The 4,233-nt window shown below is 56.8% G+C and carries 5 protein-coding genes; 2 read left to right on the top strand and 3 right to left on the bottom strand.

The annotated features are described in order from the left end of the window. On the bottom strand, positions 1-361 hold a 361-nt coding region (locus tag GX108_08410), incomplete at its 3' end, for an MFS transporter (protein ID NLO57043.1). Positions 362-428: 67 nt separating this feature from the next. Next, complete coding sequence (locus tag GX108_08405) at positions 429-1,703, bottom strand: radical SAM protein (GenBank protein ID NLO57042.1); 1,275 nt, start codon at positions 1,701-1,703, stop codon at positions 429-431. 246 nt (positions 1,704-1,949) lie between these two features. Here GX108_08405 and GX108_08400 point away from each other — a divergent pair, with 246 nt between their 5' ends. Then, a complete protein-coding gene (locus GX108_08400; GenBank protein NLO57041.1) occupies positions 1,950-2,552 on the top strand; it encodes a DUF4412 domain-containing protein in 603 nt (200 codons plus the stop codon). A gap of 81 nt (positions 2,553-2,633) precedes the next feature. Here GX108_08400 and GX108_08395 read toward each other — a convergent pair whose 3' ends face one another. Beyond that, positions 2,634-3,812, bottom strand: coding sequence for a hypothetical protein (locus GX108_08395; GenBank protein NLO57040.1), 1,179 nt, complete (start codon positions 3,810-3,812; stop codon positions 2,634-2,636). A 179-nt stretch (positions 3,813-3,991) separates the two neighbouring features. On the opposite strand from GX108_08395, the gene GX108_08390 reads away from it, so the two are divergent. Next, a partial coding sequence (locus tag GX108_08390; protein ID NLO57039.1) for a beta-aspartyl-peptidase occupies positions 3,992-4,233 on the top strand: 242 nt, incomplete at its 3' end.

The raw sequence follows: 4,233 nt of genomic DNA, 5'->3' as shown, positions 1-4,233 counted from the left end.
CCTGGTAGGTGGTCAGGCCCACAATAAAAAGGCTTGAAGAAAAACCCGTAAGAGCTCGAAAAATCAGTATCAGGGAGACGGAAGACCCCGCCAGGGCAACCCCGGCCCCGCTGGCCATGCAAAAGAATGATGCCGCGAGCATCACCTTCCGGATGGAAAACCTCTCGAGGAGAATGCCGGCGAGAGGGCTGGTGATCGTTGAGACGGCGAAGTAAATCCCCAGTATCCATCCCAGGGTTCCGGGATCAGTGACCCCCATACCCTGCAGGTACAGGGCAAGGACGAAGTACAGATCGCCAAAAGCCATTATGGCGAAGTTTCCCGCCAGGAATCGGAGCGTGAGGACCCGGGACGAGTTCATGGATGAGACACCTTCTTCATGCGGAACACGGATCTCATGCAGTGTAGCATGAGGAATCGCCGAGGTGTCAACCGGGGAGGCGGGCCAGGTTCTTGAGGTGCTGCAGCTCCTGCGGCTTTATCTCGCCCGAGACGAAGGGCGAGTAGACGGTATTGTTCTGCAGGAGGGGTTCATGCAGCACTTCGGGGTGCTTGCGAAGGACCTCTTCGAAGAGGGGCGTGCCGGGGATTGGGGAGAATTGGGCTAGTTTCGCCTTTGCCCCCTGGGACTTGATGAAATGGATCGTTTCGGCTGCGTCATGGGGCCCCTGTCCCGGAAGGCCTACAAGAACATAGGTCTCGACCTGGTCGGGCCTGTAACCGGCCTCCAGGAGATAGGACACGGCAGCCCTGTACTCCTCGGGAGAAGCTTTGAAGTCTCCAGCCTTGAGGTTGACATCATCGATACCTTCAAGGCTGAGGCGGATGGTCTTGAAGCCCCTCCGGTACAACAGGGAAGCGCAGTCCCGATCTATCTCGCGAAGGTGAAGTCCGTTGGGGGTGTGGAGCCTCAAATCGGGGTGGCACGCGGCAATTTTTTCGCAGAGGGGATAAAAGTGGTTCTCCTTCCCGACGAGGAGGGCATCGTCGTAGAAAGCGAGGTCGCCCGCCCCCAGACCGACCTGGAGGTCTATCTCGGCCATCAAACGATCCAGGTCCCTTTGCCGGAATTCCGGGTGGAGCAGCGAGGAGGCGCAGTAGGAGCATCTCCTGGGGCACCCGGTGGATGAAAGGACCACCCCGAAGGTTAACCGTCCATAAAGGTCCATGGCCGGCATGGAGGAGGGGAGGGGCAAAGGCTCCGTTTGGACCAGGTCCGCCCCCGAGAGGGCGGCATGCTCGGGGCAGAGGACGGGGTATATGCCGCCGAGGATCACCGGGACACCCGGCAGAATCCTCCTGAGTTGTTCTACACACCAGAAGACGCCCTTGTACCAGTAGGTCATGGCGGAGGTGACGAGAACGAGGTCCGGCCGTGGCAGGGCACTTATCCTGGAGGCCAGTTCCTCTTCGTCCAGCCCGTAGTGCCAGAAACGCCGGGGGACCCCTTGGTAGACTTCAGGCTTGGGTATTTCCCTCCTGGCGGGGGCCCTTCGGCCATACTTCTTGTCGGAACTGCCGGATGCGCGGATGCAGTCGACGAGGCTTACCTCGTTGCCCCTTTCTCTCAGGAATCCGAGCAGGAAAAGAAGGCCCAGGGGCTTTGCCCAGAAGTCGAAGAAGGCGAAGTCCATCACCGGGGGGTTCACCCCGAGTACTCTGCGCCCCTTCAGTGAACCGAGAAGGCCGGCCAGGTCACTCATAGGATCCGTTCCCCGCTGCCTGGACCGGTAAACCCCTGGGGCGACCGGCCGAAAAGGCTGGATTGCCGAATCATCTTCATCATGGTTTCTCCCCTTTGTCCCTTCCCGCGATCCCGAGAAATCCTCCCGAGATGTCCATTATATTTCACAAAACCCCGGTGGCTTGAAAGATATCTCGTGGGGGAAATTTAGCCGGAAGGTGCACCCTTTCCTTTCTGAGGAGTAGAATAGTGTACAGGATCCAAAATGATAAGAGCCGGGCAGGTGAGGATGATGAACGTGAAAAGGCTGGGTCTTGTACTATACGTTATCGCCCTATTGTTTTTCTCCAGTCCGGGCTTTGCCGCGGAGTTCAAGGCGGACATGACCATGGAGACCAGTGGGGAGACTATCACGAGCAAGGTTTTCGTCAGCGGTAGTCTCATGCGCCAAGAGACGGAGGTCCCCGGCGGGGGAACGAATATCAGCATCATCGACGGGGCCAGGGGGTTAATGTTTGTTCTCATCCCCGGGGAGAAAATGTACATGGAATTTCCCAATAACCAGATGATCTTGGGCGACGAGGACATCGAAAAAAAACTTTCCGATGAAGCGGATTTGAAAAAGATCGGGACGGAGACGGTCGAGGGCTACCAATGCGACAAGTACGAAGTGATCTACAAGAATTCCGAAATGTGGGCCCTGGAGAGTTCCGTGGTATGGGTAGCCCGGAAACTCAACTTCCCGATCAAGGGAATTTCCCAGGGAAAAAACGGCCAGGTCGTCATGACATGCAAAAATATCAGCGAAGAGATTATCGACCAGTCTCTCTTCGAGGTCCCAAAGGATTACAGCAAGTTCTCTTACTGAGGTCATTACGGTTGCCCACCGGAAGATTGAGCGCCCCCGCCCCGGCCGCGTTTGATTCTCCCGGCGCCTGCCGTCTTGGGGTCAGTCCAGAAGCGTTTCGAGCGTCACGGCCATGAAGAACTCGAAGGCATCGCGGAAACTCCTTATGTCATGGCCGGTTGTCTTTTTGATCTTTTCTATCCTGTATCGCAGGGTGTTCCTGTGAATGTTGAGTTCTCCCGCGACAAGACCGGGGCTGCAGGGATGACGGCACCAGGCATGAAAGGTGTGAAGCATCTCCTCCCCGCCGGGGATCTTTCTGAGCCCCGAAAGATTTCTGTCGACGAAAATCCGCCCTTTCTTCATATTTACCGTGGTTAAAAGATCCTCCATTCGGTAGTCGCCGATTGAATGAGTCCTGGCCGGTTCATTTTTCTTGAGCCCTATTGTCAACGCTTTCCAGGCATCGAGGTACGAATCATGGAGTTCTTCCAAGACGCGTGCCGGCGAACCTGCCCCCACCGTCAGGATCAGTCCCATCCCCCTCATCTGCTCCCTGCATTTTTGACAACCAGCCACGATGTGATCCTGGAGGGGGTATTCTTCGGCCCCCTCTATAGGGGCGAAGATAGCGAACCTCCTGCGACCAAGGCTGGAACCGAAGTTCGACGGTTCGGGGAAGATGGACCGGATGATCTCCTGTATGTCCTTTGCCAGGGAAGCCCGCTCCAGGGGGTTCAGATCCTTTTCCTCCATCTCGGTCTTGGCATGCCCTGGTTCCAGTATCAGGCAGACCCTCGGGATGTCGGGTTCGAAACCCAACTCCCTGATCCGTGTCGCCAGGATACCGGGGTCATCGTGACCGGGGGCGAAGGAAGATATATAGGCGACCAGTTCCTGGATCGCCCTGTCCCTGGCCCCCGCGGATTCCTGGATCACTTGCTCCCGGACAAAAAGTTCCGCCTGTTTTTGTACCAGGTAGCCGAAACGGGCTACCTCCCTGTGATCACCGGCGATGGCTATGGAACCCACCACTTCCCCGGCAAGGCAAATCGGAAGGGTGACGCCGGGCTTGACGCCTTTCAAGCGGGAAGCCTCTTCCCGGTCGGTGTAGGTTTCGGCCCGGGAGCTCATGCACTCCAGGGAAGGCGTATGGATCGTCTTCAGCCGGGCAGGATCACTGCTTCCTATGGTCAGGCCCTTTTCATCGGTTATCAGAACATGGTGCCCGATTATGCCGTGGGTTATATCGCAAATCTCCTGGGCAAAGCGCTTCAGCATGGCTATCCCCTCCTTGGTCGGCGGTACCCTTATCGAAGGAAAGCGTTTTGTGCAAAGAAACAAAAAAAGGTCCTCCAAGGGAGTACAAGTCCTTGAAGATGAACAGTATCACGATTCAGGAGGCGAGGCTATAATTTGATCATGCTTGTTCTTGATCACAGGGCAGGGAGGGATAGCCCATGAGGTTGGAATTGCACAAAGTGAGGATCAAAAACATCTCATGGGGTGACGCGACGGAGGTCCGCCGAGGAACCCTGTTCGTCAACCGGGAGGAGATGCTCTCCATCGTGTTGAAGGAACCGCGGTTTGCCAAGGCCGAGTTGGAACTCGCCCGTCCCGGTGAGAGCCTCAGGATAATCCCCGTGAAGGATGTCATCGAACCGCGCTGCAAGCTTTCCGGCCCGGGGGAGGTCTTTCCCGG

The organism is Thermovirga sp. (genome assembly GCA_012523215.1).
In the GTDB taxonomy this organism is placed as follows: Bacteria; Synergistota; Synergistia; order Synergistales; family Thermovirgaceae; genus 58-81.
Note: the sequence above shows the minus strand (reverse complement) of the source record. Positions and strands in the feature narration are given on the sequence as shown.

Bases quoted from the DNA above. Each gene is read 5' to 3' on its own strand.
- GX108_08405 (NLO57042.1), bottom strand. From the start codon at position 1,703: ATGAGTGACCTGGCCGGCCTTCTCGGTTCACTGAAGGGGCGCAGAGTA.
- GX108_08400 (NLO57041.1), top strand. From the start codon at position 1,950: ATGATAAGAGCCGGGCAGGTGAGGATGATGAACGTGAAAAGGCTGGGT.
- GX108_08395 (NLO57040.1), bottom strand. From the start codon at position 3,812: ATGCTGAAGCGCTTTGCCCAGGAGATTTGCGATATAACCCACGGCATA.